Origin of the sequence: Vibrio sp. YYF0003 (assembly GCF_036350715.1) — a bacterium.
GTDB classification, from domain to species: Bacteria; Pseudomonadota; Gammaproteobacteria; order Enterobacterales; family Vibrionaceae; genus Vibrio; species Vibrio natriegens.
In genome coordinates this window covers 615,972-632,766 of sequence record NZ_JAZDWA010000001.1, presented here as the reverse complement: position 1 = coordinate 632,766, position 16,795 = coordinate 615,972, and the positions used below count along the sequence as shown (strand labels likewise).

Sequence of the window (16,795 nt, the reverse complement as noted above, 5' to 3'; positions counted from 1 at the left end):
AACTCCAAAAAATGGTATCAAGCAGCGCACATGATATTTCGTTGAGGTTACACTTTTGTGAATTTACCGGTCCAGAAGTAGGGAAATGCCTTCTTTTCAATGCGCTTTATTTTTGCGAACATCAGATGTTACTCACTCGCGCGTGAAGAAACAAAAGGGCTAGAGTGCCTCTTTTCGTTGGGGTAAGGTGTATACTAAGAACTACCTATCAGGAGATCTTTCATGTCAGTGTCTCAAATGGCAACCAGCCGTTTATACAAGTTAGTTCATTCACTCTGTTCTGCCCGTAATGCGAATTTACCCGTAGAGCAGGGCAAGTGTTTGTATGAGCCTGTAGAAAATGGTGTGGAGCTTTATCGCGCACATTTCCTGCTAGATTCACAGCACAGTGAATATACGTCTCCAGTAGCAAAGATTTTGTTTGATGTGCAAACGCAACTTTGGCGTTTTTATGTGCCGAGTTACCAAACCGGTGACTTGAAATGGGTACCTTATGAAACTCTGCCATACAGCCAGTCCCTTGAAGTGTTACTGGGTGAACTAGAAAGCGACCCTCAGGCGTGTTTCTGGGAGTAGTGTTTTAAATATTTTTTCCGCTGAACATTAAAAAAGGCGCTTTGATAGCGCCTTTTTCGTTTCGGTTTATTCAGTGTTATTCAACCGTTTGTTCCGTCTGTGCTTTTGGCGGCTCAGCGAACACTTGCGTCGGTTTAGCAACTAAACTGCGGTTTTCCTGGTTCACATCTGCCAAGACTACTTCTAACGTATCGCCCAGCTTGTACACCACTTCTTTATCGATGGAGATAGTACCGTTGTCACCGTTGCACTCAATGCGTTCTTTATTGTCAACAATGAGTGAGCCAGGAATAAACGCTGCGGCGCCGTTTTCAAGCAGGCGAACACGCGCACCAGCACGATTGATATCGAAAATTTCACCGATGTAGCGAGTTTGTTTGCTTGGCTCCTCAGCAAGAGTACGAGCGTAAAGCCAGTCAGACACATTACGCTCCGCAATTTTGTGATGCTTACGGTGTAATGCCAGTTCTTCTCCGACTTGATCATCAGGCTTTTGAACCGGTTCTTTGTCAAGAATCACCGCTTTTAGCATACGGTGGTTGATCATATCGCCGTATTTACGAATTGGAGATGTCCAAGTCGCGTAAATATCTAGGCCCATCGCGTAGTGAGGAAGTGGCTGATTGCCGACTTCACTGTACGCCTGGAACTTGCGGATGCGGTTATCCAAGTATGAAGTTTCCTGAGTAGACAACCAACGACGTAATGCTGCAAAGCCTTTCAGTGTCGCGATAGTGTCCGCGGTGAAGCCATGTGTACCTTCTGGGTCAACTAATTGCACAACTTCTTCAATCTTCTCTGCTTTGAGACCAGAGTGAGTGTTGAACACGCCAGTTTCAAACTTATCGCGAAGCGTGCGGCCAGCACAGATATTCGCTGTGATCATCGACTCTTCTACAAGACGGTTTGCACTGCGACGCATGTCTGCATGAATGGCGATAACGTCATTGTCTTCGCTCAGTTCGAAACGGTAGTCCGGACGGTCCGGGAATACAACCGCGTTCTTTTCACGCCAGTCGGCACGAGCAACGGAGAAGTCATACAGGTCGCGTACGATAGTTGCGATATCTTCCGATGGCTGCCATTTATCAGAGCTGCCATTTTCGATCCAGTCTGATACGTGGTCATAAGCAAGACGAGCGTGAGACTTAATGTTCGCAGCAAAGAAGTTGATGTTATCACCAATCACACCATCTTTACTTACGCTTACGGTACAGCAAAGGGCAGGGCGAGTTTCACCTTCAATAAGAGAACATAGGTCATCAGCAAGATCGCGAGGCAGCATTGGGATGTTGCGCCCTGGCAAGTAGATCGTGTAGCCACGCTCACGAGCGACTTTGTCCATTTCATCTTCTGGCGTTATGTATGCGGTAGGATCGGCAATCGCGATGGTCAGTTCAAAATCACCAGACTCTGTTTTCTTTGCATGCAGCGCATCGTCCATATCTTTGGTGGACTCGCCATCGATAGTTACGAATGGAACGTGAGTTAAATCAACGCGGTCTAATTCTGCGTCGTCTTTTAACTCCCAGTTCTCAATACCAGCAGGCTCAGAGTTTGGAAGATCGTTTTGTGCCAAGGTTACCCACCATGGTGCGATCTTATCGTCAGCATCGGTGATTTTTTCAGAGATTTCTACGAAGAAAGAGTTGTCACCTTTAAGAGGGTGGCGAATAAGATGGCCGACAACCCAATCACCTTCATTGAAGTTATCTGGCTTTTGGCCTTTCTTTAGTTTTGCTTTCAACGACAACTTTTTCAGTTGAGGGTGGTCAGGAACAACATTCAGCTTACCTTTGAACATTTTTACACGGCCAATAAAGCGAGTAAGTGACTGTTCTAGCAGCTCTTGTGGCTCTGCAACTTCACGTTCATTCTCTGTACGAATAATGGCGACTACTTTATCGCCATGAATGCACTTTTTCATGTACGCAGGTGGAATGAAGAAACTGGTTTTGCTGTCCACTTCAAGGAAACCAAAGCCTTTATCTGTTGCTTTGATTGACCCTTCTTTTTTAGGAAGGTTTTCTTGGATTTGCTGCTTAAGTTGGGCTAATAGCGGGTTATCTTGAAACATCTTGATTTTCTATCTGATTGTTTTTAATAAATTTATTTTATTTCCCCAAGCTTCTTTACCATTCTTTCCTAACAAGAGAGCGAATGTAAGAAGGCATTTGGCGGTCGCAATAAATTTACCGAAAGAGTTACTGCGACACATGTTACTTGGCATAGGAATGATTGTATAGTGATCATTGTGTTCATAAAGGTATTGAGCCGCGCTTTTGTGGTTAAGATATCCAAGTATGTTCTTTCTTCTAAAAAACGTAACACATGGAATACAAGCCTGTACTAGGCTCAACGGTGGAATGGATGTTTATATTTACTCGTCGTTACAATCGTTAACTAGAAAAAAAGCACCCATTGGTTAAGATTTAATCAACCAAGGAGGCGTATATGAAAAGGTTTGAGAACATTCTTTTTGCGACCCAAGGACTTCCTGGGCATAGTGACGCGCTAGGGCAAGCCATTAGAATCGCATCCAATGATCACGTTCAAGTGTCTGGTCTTATTGCTTGTCCTGACTTTCCGAGCCACTTGGTTCAATATCAGCAAAGGTATGAGCAGTCTCTGTATGATTCTTTACTGGCAAGGGTAGAAGCCTTACGCATCGAATATGGTGCCTCTAAAGAGCAAGTGCCGTTTCCTCTTTCTGTTAAAAGCAGCGTGCAACCCGCTGTTTGTATTATTCAAGAAGCCATTGCTCATGAGCATGATTTGATCATCAAAGAGGCTGAACCTATTGATGAAGGGTCAGAAGGTTTTAAAGCTCTTGATATGACGCTACTGCGAAAATGTCCGTGTGCGGTTTGGTTACATCGACCAATCAATAAGCCGAGAAACAAACGACGTATTGCGGTGGCGATTGATCCAATGAGGACCAGTGACGAGCAACACGCTATGTCAATACGATTATTAGCGCTGTCCCGTTCGATCGCTGACACGTGTGACAGTCGGCTCCATATTATTTCTTGCTGGGAATACTACTTGGAGAACTATTTAGACGATAATGCTTGGATTCAAGTCGATGAGACCGAACTGGAGAATGAAGTTTCCCACGCCAAAGTGAAGCATAAGCAAGCATTGCAAAGCCTTATTGAAGAGTCTGGTATTTCTGGTGAAATGGTGCTTCACCTTCTTCACGGAAAACCGGATGACCAGATTCCTGATTGTGTTGATGAGCTAGAAATTGATGTGCTTGTTATGGGCACGCTTGCTCGTACCGGCATATCTGGGTTCGTCATTGGTAATACCGCAGAAAATATCCTGCAATCCATCAGTTGCTCGTTAGTTGCGATGAAACCGGAAGGATTTGTTTCACCGATTAAGTAACTCAATATTCATTAAAACATCAAGGAGAATTGCTAACGTCTACGTTGTTACCACGAAGCTTTAAGTGCTTAAAGGAGGATGATATGAAAGCTTTTTGTCCCATCTGCCAAACCGAGATGGTTGAACGTGCACACATTTTTGTATGTCCGAGAAATGATATCGGAGATTGTTGTTATGATCCGCTCAACATACCGCAGGACGACTATACCGCAACGTTAAACCAAACAAATCCATTCAGCGATACGCGTAGTTACGTTGTTCCCGACACTAAGTAGTTCGAATTAATAGCAATCTAAGTCTATTTTTGAAGTAGACAATCGTAGCTTGATGTTCATGAGTTTTGTTCATCGCTTAGTTCCATCCAGTCCGTTCACCTGAATTGCTCGGACTGCATTCTATCCTCAACCGGTTTGAATTTTTAGAGGTCGATATAGCTTTGATGTCGTGAGTAGTCAAGCAACTTGATTGTGTCGAACACATTTAAAGTATGGATGGCGACATTGAATAACGTTAACGGTAGAAATCAGGTTCACCCATCAAAAAAGCATAACCCGCTTTTGATGCTATTTCCTTTGATGCCGATCTTCATCTTGCTCGTTGTTATGAGTTGGTATCGCCCCGAAGGCGTGAGTTGGCAGGGCAGCTGGGTACCGGGTCTTGATGTCAATTTAAGTTTTCGTCTTGATGGTTTGTCATTCCTATTTGTGTGTTTGATCTGTGGGATTGGTGCACTGATACAAGTCTATTCGCTTGCATACATGCGCAGCCATACAGCGCGTGTTTCTTTTCATGTCTATCTGACGTTGTTCATGCTTTCCATGTTAGGCATTGTCACGAGCGACAATGTTCTGTTGCTGTTTGTTTTTTGGGAATTGACGACCATCACCTCGTATTTACTGATCGGCTTTAATCATGAGAAAGAGGTGTCACGTGAAAAGGCGTTACAGTCTCTTTTGGTTACTGGGGCTGGAGGATTGGCTCTGTTGGCTGGGCTGATTTTATTAGGACAAATCGCCGGAAGTTATGAGATTAGTACTATTGTTCAACAATCGACACAAATTGCGTCTCACAAATGGTTTTTGCCTTCTCTTATATTGATTCTCCTTGGTGCCTTCACGAAGTCCGCACAGTTTCCATTTCACTTTTGGTTGCCAAATGCGATGGCAGCACCCACCCCAGTGAGCGCTTATCTGCACTCTGCCACTATGGTAAAAGCGGGCGTGTATCTACTGGCGCGGCTGTCTCCCGCATACTCACACAGTGATATTTGGTTTTACACGTTAAGTATTGCTGGTGGGTTTACGGCCATCTGGTGTGGATTATTGGCTTTAAAACAGACGGATTTGAAGTTAATGCTCGCGTACAGTACCAATGTGGCTTTGGGTAAGCTCGTTATGCTAATTGGCATGGGAACGGAGCTCGCACTGGCCGCCGCACTCTTGTTTATCCTGGCGCATTCTTTTTACAAAGCGGCCCTGTTCATGGTGGTCGGAAATATTGATAAAGCAACTGGCACAAGAGATGTAACCAAGCTGAATGGACTGAAAGCCGTGCTTTCTTTAAGTTTGGCGGCTGCGACGTTGGCGGCGCTGTCTAAAGCGGGAGTACCACCGCTCCTTGGGTTTTTGAGCAAAGAATACATGTACAAATCGGGCCTTGAGGTTAGCAGTGTGATTATCGGTTTATTAGTCGCTGTCAATGTAATCATGGTGGCGGTGACGATTGCATTAATCTACAAACCATTCTTTGCTCATTCTCAACGTGAGCCCACTCCTGCGAAAAAGATCGAGTCACTCAAAGGACTATGGATACCACCGATGCTGCTTTCCGTTGGCGGATTGATCACGCCAGTGTTGGGGCTAAGTTGGATAAATCATAATGTCATTATTCCCGGTGTTTTGACCAGCCTTCCTGCCTCAGAACCAGTGGCCACTATGTTATGGCACGGAGTCAACTTCCCGTTGTTATTAAGCCTTATTACATTGGGGTTGGGGTGGGTGGTTTACGCGCTTTACTCGCAGAGGGTTGCCAAGTGGTATAAAAGCGCGTTTATCGTTCCTACTGCGGAGACGGTGTTTAATAAAATTGTCAGCGGTGTCATACGGTTTGCTAAGTGGCAGACACAATGGATTCAGCAAAAGAGGCTGAGCAATTATGTACTTATGTTTAGCCTCGTTCTAGCCATCGTGTTGCTCAGTCGGCCATTAGATATTTCAACCGCGCGTTTTACCGAGCTGTTTGCTATCAACTTCTACGAAATAGTGATTGCTCTGTTACTTGTGGCAGCGGTGTCCGTATGTACGTTCTCTAAGTCTCGTTTGTTATCGGTGTCAGCCCTTAGCGTGGTGGGCTTTATGACAACACTCGTGTTTATGTTGTACAGCGCGCCCGATGTTGCACAGACTTTGTTGTTAGTAGAAACACTGATGGTGGTATTTTTAGTTTTGTTAATGCGCCACATGCCTAAATTGACCACTGTGCGTAATCACTCTAAACGGCGTCGTCTGTTACACGCGATTATTGCTGTAATAGTCGGGTTTTCTGTTAGCGTTGCTCTCATCAATATCACTTCTCAACCGTTAGATCCCCAGTTAGCTGAATTCTTTCTCCAGAAAAGTCTACCTGAAGGGTACGGGCGCAATGTTGTCAATGTCATCCTGGTCGATTTTCGTGCCATCGATACGTTAGGTGAGGTGATTGTGGTCGTGATGGCGGGCATTGCGGCGACCAGTCTACTTACCACCACAAATAACAAGCATCCTCCTGTCCATTCAATGATCTTTTCCACCACGGCTCACATTGTCTTTACATTGATGTTGCTGTTTTCTCTGTATTTACTGCTGCGCGGGCACAACGAACCGGGAGGTGGGTTTATTGGTGCACTCATTGCGGTGATAGGGTTTGCGCTAATGATGTATGCAGAGTCGCCCAAGTACGTAAGGGACCGTTTGTACTATTCACCATTAAGTATTGCGATGTTCGGTATTTCGCTCAGCTTTATGGCAGGGCTATTAGGAGTGGTACTGGAGTTACCTTTCCTGACCGGGTTATGGTGGAAGGATATTCTCCCGCTAGGGACTCCGCTGCTTTTCGATGTGGGCATTTATTTCGCCATTATTGGCGGCGTGATGGGCTTGCTGTTACATGTGAATGAGGTGCTCGACTGATGGAAGTACTATGGAGTCTGATGGTCGGTGTATTTGTTGCAGCGGGTATTTATCTGTTACTCGAACGGCATATATTGAGAATACTGTTTGGTCTGATTTTACTAAGCAGTGCTGTGAATCTGGCCATATTGACGGCTGGCCGCTTAACCATTGGCGTCCCCGCTCTTATCGAGTCAGGCGCACAACTGCCACCAGATGGTGCTGCTAATCCGTTGCCTCAGGCGTTAATACTGACTGCAATTGTGATTGGTTTTGGATTGCTCGTTTTTGCACTTTTGTTGTTCTATCGCGCTTATTCAGAAACAGGGTCGGCAGATGTGGATGATATGCGACGGTCAGAAGAGGAGGACGAATGACGACGATTTGGCTAACGTTACCTATCGTGATTTCACTCCTGACGGGTGTCGCGGTGTTTATCACTAAACGTAACATCTGTCTTGCTGAACGCATCAGTGGCGCGAGTACGCTTTTAACGGTGTGTGTCGCTGCTTTTCTTACCAGTGATGTGATACAGCATGGGCCTGTCGCGGTAGCATTTGGCCAATGGTTCGCTCCTTTCGGCGTTGTGTTTGTAGCAGATCTGTTCACTGTGGCCATGGTTATGGTTACGGCGGTGATTGGTCTCATCTGTGTGCTTTATGCGGTTGGAGATATTCGCAACAAACCATCATACGGGATGTATCATGCGTTGATGCATGTTTTGCTTGCGGGCGTTTACGGAGCATTTCTGACTGGCGACATCTTCAATCTTTATGTTTGGTTTGAAGTGATGCTGATAGCCTCCTTCGGTCTGATGGTCCTGGATGCCAACAAGAATCAGATTGATGGTGCTGTGAAATACGTGATTTTGAACCTGATCTCGACGCTGTTTTTTCTGCTCGCAATAGGTTTGTTATATGGCGTTACCGGAACGCTAAATCTCGCGGATCTTCACGCTAAAGCGGCTTTGATACCATCCGACACGAAAACCTTGCTCGCAGGTTTTTTCTTATTTGCTTTTTCTATCAAAGCGGCGTTGTTTCCCTTGTTTGCCTGGCTTCCTGCGTCTTACCACACGCTACCGAGCGGCGTGGTTGCACTGTTTGCTGCTTTACTGACTAAAGTCGGTGTTTACTCATTATTACGTGTATTTACACTGGTATTTCCATTGGCAGAAAGTGGCTGGCAATCGACCTTGATGTGGATGGCTTGTTTGACAATGTTGACGGGGGTATTAGGGGCAGCAAGTCATTACGATATAAAGAAAATCCTTTCATTTCATATTATCAGCCAGATTGGTTACATGATCATGGGGCTCGCCGTCTATACGCCGTTGGCAGTCGCTGGGGCTATTTTCTATATCGTTCATCATATTTTAGTGAAGGCGAACCTGTTCTTAATTGGAGGCTTCGTCGAACGGAAATACGGAACCAGTCAACTGAAGCAATTAGGTGGTGTGTATAAAGCGATGCCTTGGTTGGCCTTGTTGTTTTTCATTACTGCATTTTCTTTGGCTGGCTTTCCACCACTTTCCGGTTTTTGGGGCAAGTTCTTAGTGATTAAAGCGAGTTTGCAAATAGAGGGCTATTGGCTTGCAGCAACCGCCTTGCTGGTGGGATTGTTGACGGTTTTTTCCATGAGCAAAATTTGGAATGCGGTGTTCTGGAAAAAGCAGCCAAGTGATGCTGACGCACAAATAATGACTAAGTCGACTACGTACTTGTACTGTATTCCTATTGTTACCTTAACGGCGATGAGTTTGATCATCGGTCTGGTTGCCGAGCCATTTTATCAATTTGCCATGCAGGCTGCGCTGCAACTGCTGGAGCCGAAAGAATATCTTCAGGCAGTATTGGGAAGTGGACAATGATTTACTTTTTTCTCAACCTCTTTCTCGCACTGGCTTGGATGCTTCTAAACGGCACCTATACCAGCCTCAACTTTATATTTGGCTTTATCGCTGGGTTTCTCGTTTTGAGGCTCAGTCAGCCGTTCAGAACGAAAAGTCGTTACTTTCAGGTTTTCATTTCACTTTTGCGGCTAGTGAGCTATTTCTGTTTCGAGTTACTCATGTCTGCCGCTCGGGTGATGTGGGATGTGCTAACGCCAACACATCTAAGCCAACCCGACATCATTTATGTCCCACTTGATGCGAAATCAGATATAGAAATCACGCTGCTTGCGAATATGGTTTCGTTAACGCCAGGTACGTTAAGTTTGGATGTAACACCTGACAAAAAACATCTGATCGTGCATGCCATGTTTGCTCCAGAACATGACAAAGTGATTCAAAGCATCAAAGGTGGCTTAGAGAGACGAATATTGGAGGTGACGCGTGGATAGTTGGCTGCAGTTCAGTATTTTCTTTGCTTACGGTGGGTTGTTGCTAAGCGTAGTTATGGCGTTGGTACGTTTGGTTCTGGGACCTACGTTGGCAGACAGAGTCGTCTCATTGGATCTTATCTCGTTTGTCACGATTGGATTCATTGCCGTTTATACCCTGGATAGTGGTCAAGAGACGTTGTTAGATATCGCTATCACACTTGGTTTAGTGGCGTTTCTCGGCACCATCGCATTTGCTCGAATGATAGCAAAGCGAAAAGGGGGAGAGTAATGGAAGTGATCATTGGTCTTTTGCTGTGCATTGGTACCTTATTCTTTCTGATCGCCAGCTTGGGAGTGGTCCGAATGCCGGATCTATACACTCGTATGCACGCCGCAACAAAAGCGGGTACGGTTGGTGTGGCATCATTGCTTTTGGCGGTAGCCATCGCTATTCCTGATGCCACGGTGATCTCCCGCGCTGTGGGTACCATGTTGTTTATTTTCCTTACCGCACCTGTTGCTGCACATTTATTAGGCAAAGCCATGAGGAAAAGTGGTTATCGAATGTGGCGAAACCCAAAATAATCACGGTAAACCATGTCATTACTACTGCTCTGATTATCAGAGGCTATTTGTTTTTCTTTTTTGATTAGAATTAGTTTTAAACAAGTGGCTAGATACATATCGAATAAGTTTTAAATATAAATCCAATAAAAAATAAGCCATTTACGAGTCATATCACATATATCTATCATTTAATCTATTCTAAATCGTTATTGCCTGCCAGTGCCCGTTTTTGACTGATATATACCAATTGTGATTATTACTTTAAATTATTGTTTCTTATGCCCGTTTATCTGGGGAATTGCCCGTTTTTTTGTGGTGTCGTTCTATATTTCGGTCAACTTATTTAAAATTTCCAAAAATCACATGAGCATTGCCTAACATTTGAATGAGCTAAAAGTTATTATCTGCGGCATGTAAAGGAAATGCAGAAGATAACCAATGAAGTCGATATCTAGAACCAATTACATTTTGAATGTTGTTAACAAGTCCGGAAAGGCATTTGTGACGGATTTGGCTAATGACCTTGATGTTTCGGTTGAGACGATACGCAGAGACCTTAAAGTTCTGGATGAGAAAGGGGAGCTGATACGAGTTCATGGTGGAGCAATAGGCAAAAACTATAAAGATGAAGGAACGTCTTTCAACAACAGAGCGAATCGCAATGTTAACGACAAAATGGATTTAGTCGATCAAGTCATTTCCAATATTTACGAAGGTTCAGTTATTGGTTTAGACGCAAGCTCTTCTAGCTGGCTTGTCGCTCAGGCACTACCTAATATGAGATGTACAGTCGTCACCAACTCCATTAACAATATAAATGTGTTAAGTGGTAAAAATAATATCTCAATAATTAGTTTAGGTGGTTCTTTCTCTGAAAAGTACAAAGCGTTTTATGGGCTTATTGCGAGAAAAACCTTAGCTGAAATGTCACTTGATGTCAGTGTTATATCATGTGTTGGTTTCGATGAGTTATCCGGTGTGTGGGACTCTAATGAATACAACTATGAAATAAAGAAAATGTTCATCAACGTTTCAGAAAAAGTAATCCTCTTAGCGGATAAGAGCAAGTATAAGAAAAAAAGTCTATTAAAGGTCTGCAACTTCGATGAAATAGATATTGTAATATCGAATGCTGATGTTAATACACAGTTCTAATTAATTTTACATAATGTAAAAGCTGTTCCTGTTTCTCGGGAGGGATAGTGACACTTGAAGAAAGTTAAAATGACGGACGTTTTATCATCCACCAATCCAATAAAGTCTAAAAAATATACAAACCAAGTAATAACTAAATCTATATAAATCGAAGGATATTAAGACTGCGTTCATTATCCCGTTAATTGGCTTTGTCTACTTAGTCTTATTTGGCCTTAAAGGCTACCAAATTCAAAAATAATCTCTCGTTAGTGTGAAATAGAGAATCGAAAATGAAAAACTTAGTAAAAATCGGTATTCGTCCAACAATCGATGGTCGTCGTCTTGGGGTTCGTGAGTCTCTTGAAGATCAAACAATGAACATGGCTAACAACTTAGCCAAGTTTATTACTGAAAATGTACGTCACGTTAGCGGTGAAGCGGTTGAATGTGTTATTGCCGATACGACCATTGGCGGTGTAGCCGAAGCATCAGCTTGTGCAGAAAAATTCAAGCGTGAGAACGTTGGCGTATCTATTACCGTTACCCCTTGCTGGTGTTACGGCACTCAAACGCTGGATATGGATCCACATCTGCCAAAAGCGATTTGGGGCTTCAACGGTACCGAACGTCCTGGGGCTGTATATCTAGCCGCAGCAATGGCAGGTCACTCTCAACTTGGTTTACCCGCGTTTTCTATTTATGGCGAAGAAGTTCAGGATAAAGATGACACGTCTATTCCTAGCGATGTTCAGGAAAAGATCCTTCGTTTCTGCCGCGCAGGTTTAACGGTCGCTGCTATTCGCGGTAAATCCTACCTATCTATGGGCTCGGTCTCAATGGGGATTGCGGGTTCTATCGTAGACCAACCGTTCTTCCAACATTACTTAGGCATGCGCAACGAGTATGTTGATATGACTGAAATTAAACGTCGTCTCGACCGCGAAATCTTCGATAAAGAAGAGTTTGAACTGGCGTTGTCGTGGACAAAAGAGCACTGCAAAGAAGGTAAAGATTACAACCGAGTTCCAATGACCGAAGAGCGTAAAACCGAAGATTGGGAAACCGTGGTTAAGATGACGATGATCATGCGCGATCTGATGATTGGTAACCCGAAACTCGCAGAAATGGGTTATGCGGAAGAGGCGATGGGACACAACGCTGTTGCAGGCGGCTTCCAGGGTCAACGTCATTGGACAGATCACTTACCAAATGGTGACTTTAGTGAAGCGGTCCTCAACTCGTCATTTGACTGGAACGGCATCCGTGAACCGTTTGCTATTGCGACAGAAAACGACTGCTTGAACGGCGTAAATATGCTGTTCGGAAAAATGCTGACAGGCCAAGCGCAAGTATTTTGTGACGTGCGCACTTACTGGTCACAGGATTCAGTAGAGCGCGTTAGTGGTTACCGCCCTGAGTCTGGATTGATTCACCTTATTAACTCAGGTTCAGCGGCTCTGGATGGCTGCGGGGAAGCTCGTGATGAGCAAGGTCAACCTGTATTTAAATCGCATTGGAATATGAATGCACAAGATGCAGAAGCGTGTCTGGCTGCGACCCAGTGGCCACCTGCCGATGTTGAATATTTCCGTGGCGGTGGTTTCTCATCGAACTTCCTGACTCATGGTGGTATGCCATTTACAATGCATCGTATCAACATCATTAAGGGCATTGGCCCAGTACTGCAAATCGCAGAAGGTCATTCGGTGACGTTACCTGCCGAGGTGCATGAAACGCTTAATGAGCGCACAAACCCAACATGGCCAACCACTTGGTTTGCTCCACGCCTGACCGGTGAAGGCGCGTTTAAAGATGTGTATTCAGTCATGGCGAACTGGGGTGCGAACCACTGTGTTATCTCTTACGGTCACGTTGGGGCTGACTTGATCACGCTTGCTTCTATGTTGCGTATTCCAGTGTCAATGCACAACGTTGACGAGCAAGACATTTTCCGCCCTCACACATGGACGGCATTTGGTCAGGACAAAGAAGGTCAAGACTACCGTGCTTGCGCAAACTTTGGTCCTTTATACAAGTAATCTTCTCGGGCGGGGTGATTCCCGCCCCCTTCAGGAGCCCCCATGTCTGTAGTGATTGTTTTAGATTGCGGTGCGACCAACTTGCGTGCCATTGCAATTGACCAAAAAGGCGTCATCGTCGCGTCTCATTTCATAAAAAACTCGACCAAATGTGATGCGCTAAACCCAAGTTATCACCTGTGGGATTTCGAAGACATCTGGCAAAAGCTCCTTGAGTGTGGTCGGCATGTCGTGGCTCAAGTCGGAGCGAAAAATGTTCTGGCTGTGACCGTAACAACATTTGGTGTTGATGGTGCTCCGTTTGATAGTGATGGAAATCAGATTTACCCAATTATCTCTTGGAAGTGCCCGAGAACCATACCCGTAATGAAAGCGGTAGAAGATGAGGTTGATCGTCTGGAACTCTACCGAAGCAACGGCATTGGAGACTACAGTTTTAATACGCTTTACAAATTGCGTTGGCTTAAAGAAAACGAGCCTGAAGTGTACGCAAAGATGGATAAATTTGTCTTCATTTCATCGATGATCACTCACAGGTTAACTGGCGAAATGACCACCGATTACACAATGGCTGGCACATCCATGCTGACCAGTGTGGAAACCTGTAGCTGGAATGCTAAAGCGCTAAATTACCTAGGATTGACATCGGATCATTTCCCAAGGCTTGTGATGGCCGGTGAAAAGGTGGGATATGTTTCAGAAAACATCGCCAAACAATTGGGGCTTGTTAGTGGGACACCCGTGATTTCCGCAGGTCACGACACTCAGTTTGCTTTAGTGGGCTCGGGAGCGAAAGAAAACCAAGCGTTTTTGAGCTCAGGCACCTGGGAAATCTTAATGGCGCGCAGCCTGCGTCCCGCACTCAATCAACAAGCGTTGGATAATGGAGTGACCGTAGAGCTCGATGCATTAAAAGGCTTATATAACCCAGCGATACAGTGGCTCTCTAGTGCGGTCGTTGAATGGGTTGTGACGCAATTTTACAGTGCAGAAAAACATTCAAACGATTTGTACACCACCATGGTTAATGAAGCTGAAGCCGCCGGGCCAGGTGCTGGTGGTGTGGTGTTTAAACCAACTTTATCGGTTGATGAAAGTGGTATTGGTCAAGGATCAATAGAAGGCCTTTCTATTCATACTTCGCGTGGCCAAATTGCCCGAGCGGTATTTGAAGGATTAAGCCAACAGCTGAAACAACGTTTTCTTTACCTGAATCAATTATGCCAATTGAGCGACGAGCCAATCGTTGTCGTGGGTGGTGGCACCAAAAATCCGCTTTGGAATCAGCTTCGTGCAAATGCGTTACAGCGACCACTTCATATCGTAGAGCAGGCCGAAGCGACGGTAATTGGAGCAGCGATGTTCGCATTTTATGGCGTGGGCTTTTACCGCTCTGTCGATGAATCTCAACACAACATGCGTCCTAAATTGCGTGTGATCTATCCAGAAGCAACGGCAGTCTTAAATCAAATAAAACGGGAGCACAGCCATGCTTAGAGGTAGTCATCCTGCACTTTCGCCAACGCAACCGGCGACACTCTCATAAAAGGCTTATCCAGCATTTAAATTTAAGGATTAACAAAATGAACAGAATAGAGCTTTCCCAACACATTATCGATACTTGTATCGAAATGACCCGTTTAGGTCTAAACCAAGGTACCGCAGGTAACGTCAGTGTCCGCTTTGATAACGGCATGTTAATCACCCCAACGGGCATTCCTTACGAACAACTGACGCCTGAGCAAATTGTCTATGTTGGGGAAGATGGCACCTTTGAAGAGGGTAAACTTCCTTCTTCTGAATGGTTGTTCCACCTAACTTGCTATCAACATCGCCCAGATATAAATGCCGTGGTCCATAACCACGCGATCAATTCTGCAACGGTCTCTATCTTGAATAAACCAATCCCTGCTATTCACTATATGATTGCAGCATCGGGAACGACTGAAATTCCTTGTGTACCTTACGCGACATTTGGCAGTCCTCAGTTAGCGAAGTACGTGCAAGAAGGCATCTCAAAAAGCAAAGCAATCTTGCTTCAACACCATGGCTTGATCGCAGGGGAAGTGAACTTAGACAAAGCGCTTTGGTTAGCGCATGAAGTCGAAGTATTGGCAGAGCTTTACCTTAAAGCTCTCGCGGTTAACCCAGAAGTACCAACGTTGGATGATGAGTCTATGCAGGTGGTGCTGGAAAAATTCAAGTCATATGGCTTACGAGTTGAGAAGTAATAAGGAGTAAATAAAATGGCCTTTGCATTAAACCTACCAAAACTGAGTTACTCGGGGGTTGGCGCTGTTGATGACGCGATTTCTACACTGAGCCAGCAGCCAATTCAGCGAGCATTGATCGTGACCGATGCAAATCTTGTGGAACTGGGAATCTTAGATCATCTGATTGCTCTGTTAGATAAAGCTGCAATCGACTATGTGTTGTTTGACCGCGTGACACCCAACCCGACGGCATCACTTGTGCGCGAAGGTTTGGAAATGTATGTCGATACTGAGTGTGATTGCTTTATCGCGGTTGGTGGTGGCAGCCCGGTAGACTGTGCGAAAGCCATTCGCATTGTGGCATCTAACGTTGGCGATATCGTCGATTTTGACGGCATCGGCAAAGTACGGAATGAAGGTGATTTCTTTATTGCCATCAATACCACGGCGGGCACTGCTGCGGAAATGACATCAAACTCAGTCATTACCGATGAAGAAAGACAAGTGAAGATGGTCATTATCGACTCTAAGCAAATTCCCGATATCGCGGTGAATGACCCTACTTTGATGATTAATTTACCTAGTCATGTCACGGCAGCTACCGGTATGGACGCACTAACTCATGCGGTAGAAGCGTACGTGACACCAGGTGCTCACACCCTGACTAAACCAACGGCGTTAGAGGCGATTCGCCTCATTACCCAGTGGCTACCCGTAGCGGTTGAAGATGGTCAAAACATCAAAGCGCGTGAAGAATTGGCTAACGCACAGTTTTTAGCGGGAATGGCGTTCAATAGTGCCGGTTTAGGCTTAGTACATGCAATGGCTCATCAGCCGGGTGCGACACATAACCTACCTCACGGTGTGTGCAACGCGATTTTGCTACCAGAAGTATGTGGGTTTAACGCAGAAGAGCATCCTGAGAGATTCCGTGATATTGCACAGGTAATGGGTGGGAAGACAGAAGGTTTAAACGATAAAGAAGCAGCAGAATTAGCCGTTGATTTAATTCGCCAATTATCTAAGCGCGTTGGCATCCCAGAAGGATTTAAAACCTTAGGTATTAGCCATGATGATTGCAAAAACTGGATAGACAAAGTATTGGCTGATCCATGCTTAGGCGGTAACCCTCGTCAACCAACGCCAAAAGAAATTGAGGCGTTATATATCGCATGTATCTAATCGCTCTTTGAGTTGAACCGACTTATTAGTAAGCTTTATGTATGGCAGGCAATGTTGAAGCCTTCTTCAAACACTGTCTGTCTTTTGCTTCACTTATATGATTTGGTTAGTTCCTCTTCGGTCCATTTTTTTATGCGGCCTTGTATACGCTCGCTCAACCCTACTAACGACGCTAACGCTCATATCAGTAATGTTTGTGTCTGCTTTTTGAGCAAGACGT

General features: G+C 44.9%; 14 protein-coding genes. 13 read left to right on the top strand and 1 reads right to left on the bottom strand.

What is annotated here, in order from left to right; all coding sequences use genetic code 11:
* Positions 1 to 222 precede the first annotated feature (222 nt).
* A complete protein-coding gene (locus V1U08_RS02775) occupies positions 223 to 576 on the top strand; it encodes a DUF3024 domain-containing protein (protein ID WP_330469856.1) in 354 nt (117 codons plus the stop codon).
* Positions 577 to 652: 76 nt separating this feature from the next.
* Here the strand turns inward: V1U08_RS02775 and rnb are convergent, their stop codons facing one another.
* On the bottom strand, positions 653 to 2,653 hold the full coding sequence (rnb, locus tag V1U08_RS02770; RefSeq protein ID WP_330469855.1) for an exoribonuclease II: 2,001 nt from the start codon (positions 2,651 to 2,653) through the stop codon (positions 653 to 655).
* A 377-nt stretch (positions 2,654 to 3,030) separates the two neighbouring features.
* Between rnb and V1U08_RS02765 the strand changes: the two genes are divergently transcribed.
* The 12 genes from V1U08_RS02765 (at position 3,031) to fucO (ending at position 16,575) form a co-directional block, all read left to right on the top strand.
* Positions 3,031 to 3,966: a universal stress protein gene (locus V1U08_RS02765; protein ID WP_065298404.1), complete on the top strand. Its 936-nt coding sequence runs from the start codon at positions 3,031 to 3,033 to the stop codon at positions 3,964 to 3,966.
* A 560-nt stretch (positions 3,967 to 4,526) separates the two neighbouring features.
* Entirely contained in the window at positions 4,527 to 7,133 is a 2,607-nt protein-coding gene (gene mbhE, locus V1U08_RS02755) for a hydrogen gas-evolving membrane-bound hydrogenase subunit E (protein ID WP_330470228.1), read from the top strand.
* Positions 7,133 to 7,489: a Na+/H+ antiporter subunit C gene (locus V1U08_RS02750; protein WP_330469854.1), complete on the top strand. Its 357-nt coding sequence runs from the start codon at positions 7,133 to 7,135 to the stop codon at positions 7,487 to 7,489. The genes mbhE and V1U08_RS02750 overlap by 1 nt, the downstream gene beginning before the upstream one ends.
* Entirely contained in the window at positions 7,486 to 8,982 is a 1,497-nt protein-coding gene (locus tag V1U08_RS02745; RefSeq protein ID WP_330469853.1) for a proton-conducting transporter transmembrane domain-containing protein, read from the top strand. The genes V1U08_RS02750 and V1U08_RS02745 overlap by 4 nt, the downstream gene beginning before the upstream one ends.
* The gene (locus V1U08_RS02740) at positions 8,979 to 9,455 is read left to right on the top strand and encodes a Na+/H+ antiporter subunit E (RefSeq protein WP_330469852.1); all 477 of its coding nucleotides are present in this window, start codon (positions 8,979 to 8,981) and stop codon (positions 9,453 to 9,455) included. Before V1U08_RS02745 ends, V1U08_RS02740 begins: the two co-directional genes overlap by 4 nt.
* Positions 9,448 to 9,726 carry a cation:proton antiporter gene (locus tag V1U08_RS02735; RefSeq protein WP_014234491.1) on the top strand — a complete coding sequence of 93 codons (279 nt, stop codon included), beginning with the start codon at positions 9,448 to 9,450 and terminating at the stop codon, positions 9,724 to 9,726. The genes V1U08_RS02740 and V1U08_RS02735 overlap by 8 nt, the downstream gene beginning before the upstream one ends.
* A complete protein-coding gene (gene mnhG, locus V1U08_RS02730) occupies positions 9,726 to 10,022 on the top strand; it encodes a monovalent cation/H(+) antiporter subunit G (protein ID WP_014234490.1) in 297 nt (98 codons plus the stop codon). The genes V1U08_RS02735 and mnhG overlap by 1 nt, the downstream gene beginning before the upstream one ends.
* Positions 10,023 to 10,442: 420 nt before the next feature.
* A complete protein-coding gene (locus V1U08_RS02725; RefSeq protein ID WP_014234489.1) occupies positions 10,443 to 11,159 on the top strand; it encodes a DeoR/GlpR family DNA-binding transcription regulator in 717 nt (238 codons plus the stop codon).
* Between the two features lie 272 nt (positions 11,160 to 11,431).
* Positions 11,432 to 13,180 (top strand): L-fucose isomerase, encoded by a 1,749-nt coding sequence (gene fucI, locus V1U08_RS02720; RefSeq protein WP_330469851.1) that lies wholly within the window; start codon positions 11,432 to 11,434, stop codon positions 13,178 to 13,180.
* A 42-nt stretch (positions 13,181 to 13,222) separates the two neighbouring features.
* The gene (gene fucK / locus V1U08_RS02715) at positions 13,223 to 14,677 is read left to right on the top strand and encodes an L-fuculokinase (RefSeq protein ID WP_330469850.1); all 1,455 of its coding nucleotides are present in this window, start codon (positions 13,223 to 13,225) and stop codon (positions 14,675 to 14,677) included.
* A gap of 86 nt (positions 14,678 to 14,763) precedes the next feature.
* Complete coding sequence (gene fucA / locus V1U08_RS02710) at positions 14,764 to 15,411, top strand: L-fuculose-phosphate aldolase (protein ID WP_330469849.1); 648 nt, start codon at positions 14,764 to 14,766, stop codon at positions 15,409 to 15,411.
* Positions 15,412 to 15,426: 15 nt separating this feature from the next.
* Positions 15,427 to 16,575 (top strand): lactaldehyde reductase, encoded by a 1,149-nt coding sequence (gene fucO / locus V1U08_RS02705; RefSeq protein WP_330469848.1) that lies wholly within the window; start codon positions 15,427 to 15,429, stop codon positions 16,573 to 16,575.
* Positions 16,576 to 16,795 lie beyond the last annotated feature (220 nt).

What these genes read in the sequence shown, in the direction of transcription:
- V1U08_RS02775 (WP_330469856.1), top strand. Translation starts at nt 223, where the DNA reads ATGTCAGTGTCTCAAATGGCAACCAGCCGTTTATACAAGTTAGTTCAT.
- rnb (WP_330469855.1), bottom strand. Translation starts at nt 2,653, where the DNA reads ATGTTTCAAGATAACCCGCTATTAGCCCAACTTAAGCAGCAAATCCAA.
- V1U08_RS02765 (WP_065298404.1), top strand. Translation starts at nt 3,031, where the DNA reads ATGAAAAGGTTTGAGAACATTCTTTTTGCGACCCAAGGACTTCCTGGG.
- mbhE (WP_330470228.1), top strand. Translation starts at nt 4,527, where the DNA reads ATGCTATTTCCTTTGATGCCGATCTTCATCTTGCTCGTTGTTATGAGT.
- V1U08_RS02750 (WP_330469854.1), top strand. Translation starts at nt 7,133, where the DNA reads ATGGAAGTACTATGGAGTCTGATGGTCGGTGTATTTGTTGCAGCGGGT.
- V1U08_RS02745 (WP_330469853.1), top strand. Translation starts at nt 7,486, where the DNA reads ATGACGACGATTTGGCTAACGTTACCTATCGTGATTTCACTCCTGACG.
- V1U08_RS02740 (WP_330469852.1), top strand. Translation starts at nt 8,979, where the DNA reads ATGATTTACTTTTTTCTCAACCTCTTTCTCGCACTGGCTTGGATGCTT.
- mnhG (WP_014234490.1), top strand. Translation starts at nt 9,726, where the DNA reads ATGGAAGTGATCATTGGTCTTTTGCTGTGCATTGGTACCTTATTCTTT.
- V1U08_RS02725 (WP_014234489.1), top strand. Translation starts at nt 10,443, where the DNA reads ATGAAGTCGATATCTAGAACCAATTACATTTTGAATGTTGTTAACAAG.
- fucI (WP_330469851.1), top strand. Translation starts at nt 11,432, where the DNA reads ATGAAAAACTTAGTAAAAATCGGTATTCGTCCAACAATCGATGGTCGT.
- fucK (WP_330469850.1), top strand. Translation starts at nt 13,223, where the DNA reads ATGTCTGTAGTGATTGTTTTAGATTGCGGTGCGACCAACTTGCGTGCC.
- fucA (WP_330469849.1), top strand. Translation starts at nt 14,764, where the DNA reads ATGAACAGAATAGAGCTTTCCCAACACATTATCGATACTTGTATCGAA.
- fucO (WP_330469848.1), top strand. Translation starts at nt 15,427, where the DNA reads ATGGCCTTTGCATTAAACCTACCAAAACTGAGTTACTCGGGGGTTGGC.